The organism is Mesorhizobium sp. (assembly GCF_005063415.1).
Lineage (GTDB): Bacteria > Pseudomonadota > Alphaproteobacteria > Rhizobiales > Rhizobiaceae > Mesorhizobium.
The window spans coordinates 4,894-7,614 of the sequence record NZ_SUEG01000009.1; the positions used below are offsets into that span (position 1 = coordinate 4,894).

Here is a 2,721-nt window from a genome sequence, read left to right on the forward strand (position 1 = left end):
GTGACCAGCACGCGCTGCCCTTTGAGCCCGGTCAGGAATTCGTCCGCCGATGCCGGTGCGCTTGAGCTCATTGTTCCATCCCTTTCACTGAATCCGCCTTTCGCGCAGTGCCATGACGGCACTGAGCACCACCAGCCCGAACAGGATCGCCCGCGTCGCGTAAGGCAGCGTCGTGCCGGCGAGCAGCATCTGCAATGCGGTCAGGAGCAGCACCCCGCCCAGCATGCCGAGGTAATGGCCGCGCCCGCCGGTGATCAGCGCACCGCCGACCACGACGACGGCGATGGAGGGCAGCAGATAGTCGTCGCCCATGCCGAGGCTGGCCTGGCCGGAAAAGCCGGTCAGCATGATGCCGACGACCCCCGCGCAGACCGCCGACAGCACATAGACGAGGATGAGCGTGCGACCGACCGCGATGCCGGAGAGCTGGGCTGCGCGCAGGCTGTTGCCGATGCCGTAGACGCGGCGGCCGAAGGCGGTGCGGCCGAGCAGCAGCACGGCAAAGACGACGAAGGCGATCATGAACAGCACCACCGGCGTGATGGCGAATACCTTGCCGGTCATGAACCAGCGCAGCATCGGCGAGGAGAAGCCGGCCGGCGTGCCTTGCGAGTAGAGCAAAGCGAAACCTTGCAGAATGCCGTTGGTGGCCAGCGTCATAACGATCGGCGAGATGCCGAGAAAGACGATACCGATGCCGTTGGCGAGACCGATGAGGCAAGCGACGGCGAGCACCGCCGGCAGCGCATATGCAAGTGCAGCATCCGACCCATTGACCATGCCGGCAAGCAGGATGCCCGAAAGGCCGATCGTCCACGGTACCGACAGGTCAAGCCCACCGGTGAGGATCACGCTGCCCTGCCCAAGCGCGAGGATGGCAAGGAAGCTCGACAGCACGAACAGCGAATTCCAGTAGCCAAAATTGATGATGGCGCGTCCGAGCCAGATCTGGGTGACGATCACGACGATGGCAAGACAGACATAGGCCGGCAGCGCATAGCGCAGCGTCTCGGCGTTACGGACATGGAAGGCCGGCTGCGGCGCCTGCTGCTCGCCGGCGCTGCCCCGAGCAATTTTCAGTCGCCGGTCGGTGCGATCGATCTGCGAGGGCAGCATCCCGGCGCGCCACGCGGCCAGCCGAGCTCGCAGGGCACGCAGTTGGCGGGCCAGCACGGAGCCATGCGACAGCGAGCCGGCAAGCACGGCAAGAATCAGGATCGTGCCCTCGGCGATTGTCGAATAGTAGGCCGAGACGTTGAGCACGAGCAGGATGTTGACGACCATCATCAGGATGTAGGCGCCGAAGACGGTGCCGACCGGCCCACCTTGGCCGCCGCCCAGCCTTGTACCGCCGACCACGACTGCCGCGAACATCGACAGCAACAACGGGTTGCCGACCAGCGGATCGCCGCTGCCGGTCTGGGCGCTGATGAAAACGCCTGCAAGCCCATAGCAGCCGCCCGCGATGACGTAGACCAGGAAGCGCACAAGAACGACGCGCACACCGACCGAGGCGGCGGCATCCGGATCGCTGCCGACAGCATAAAGCGCCGTGCCGAAGCGTGTGCCTTTGAGCCAGAACCAGCCGAGCAGGACGACGCCGATGACGACCAGCGGCATCGGTATCCAGCCGGCGATAGCATCACCCAGATAGAAGGCGCCAAGATCGGGCGAGACGAAGCCGCCGGGCTTGTCCATGACCAGTAGCGTTACCCCCTGCAGGATGAACATGGTCGACAACGTGACGACGATAGGCTGCATGCGCAGGACGGCAATGAAGAAGCCGTTGAAGGCGCCGACCAGCATGCCGACCCCAATTCCGGCCAAAGTCCATAGCGCGACACTCGTGCCGGTCGCCATCGGATCCATGCCGTTTGCCAGGACGACATTGACCAGTGAGATCACCGCCCCGGCGGACAGGTCGAAACCGCCGGACAGGACGACCAGGGTCTGGCCGATCGCCGCCAGTGCGGAAGCGGCGCCGCCGCTCGATAGGAACGAAATATCGAAATAAGTGAGCCGCCCGGCACTGACCAGATCGACGATCAGCAGGAGCGCCGCAAAGACGATCGCCGCGATGATGGCGCCGCGATGCCGCGCGAGGAGCCGCGACAATGTCGCGGCCGGTGCCGCGGCGGCCAAGCTCGTCACGCTCATTCCGCCGCCTCCCGTACCAACTCCCCATGGCCAAGCGCCGGCCGCATGATCGCGCCTTCTGTGATCTCGTCGCCGCCAAGCTCCGCTACCAGATGGCCGTCATAGAGGACGAGCACCCGGTCGCATTGATGGACCAGCTCGGGAATTTCGGTTGAATGCAGGAGGATCGAGCCGCCGGCCGCCACATAGTCGCGCATCATCACGTAGAGCTCGTGCTTGGTGCCGACATCGATCCCGCGGGTCGGATCGAAAAGCAGCAGGATCCGGCTTTCGGCGACGAGCCATTTGGCAATAGCTATCTTTTGCTGGTTGCCGCCCGAGAACGCCCCTGCCCTCGTCCACAGGGCACTGCGGTCGACCTCCACGGTCGAGAAGGCGGACTGTACGGCCTTTGCCTCCTCGTCTGTTCTGATCAGGCCAAACCGGGTGAAGCGTGCGACGACCGGCAGCGATGCATTCTGCCGGCCCGAGAGCTTCAGGAACAGGCCTTCGGTCTTGCGGTCCTCGGGCACCAGCCCGATTGCCATATTGGGCTTGAGCGCATCGGCGGGCGAGCCGAGCCAC

Annotated in this window: 2 protein-coding genes; both read right to left on the bottom strand. The window is 64.9% G+C overall.

Annotated elements, in window-relative coordinates; all coding sequences use genetic code 11:
• Nucleotides 1-84: 84 nt before the first annotated feature.
• Nucleotides 85-2,157, bottom strand: a complete 2,073-nt coding sequence (locus E5W70_RS04560) for an ABC transporter permease (RefSeq protein ID WP_292654474.1) — start codon at nucleotides 2,155-2,157, stop codon at nucleotides 85-87.
• Nucleotides 2,154-2,721 (bottom strand): ATP-binding cassette domain-containing protein (locus E5W70_RS04565; RefSeq protein WP_292654476.1); only part of this gene is annotated, 568 nt, incomplete at its 5' end. The genes E5W70_RS04565 and E5W70_RS04560, both read right to left, overlap by 4 nt.

Excerpts from the sequence above, each read along its gene's own strand:
- E5W70_RS04560 (WP_292654474.1), bottom strand. The coding sequence starts at position 2,157 with ATGAGCGTGACGAGCTTGGCCGCCGCGGCACCGGCCGCGACATTGTCG.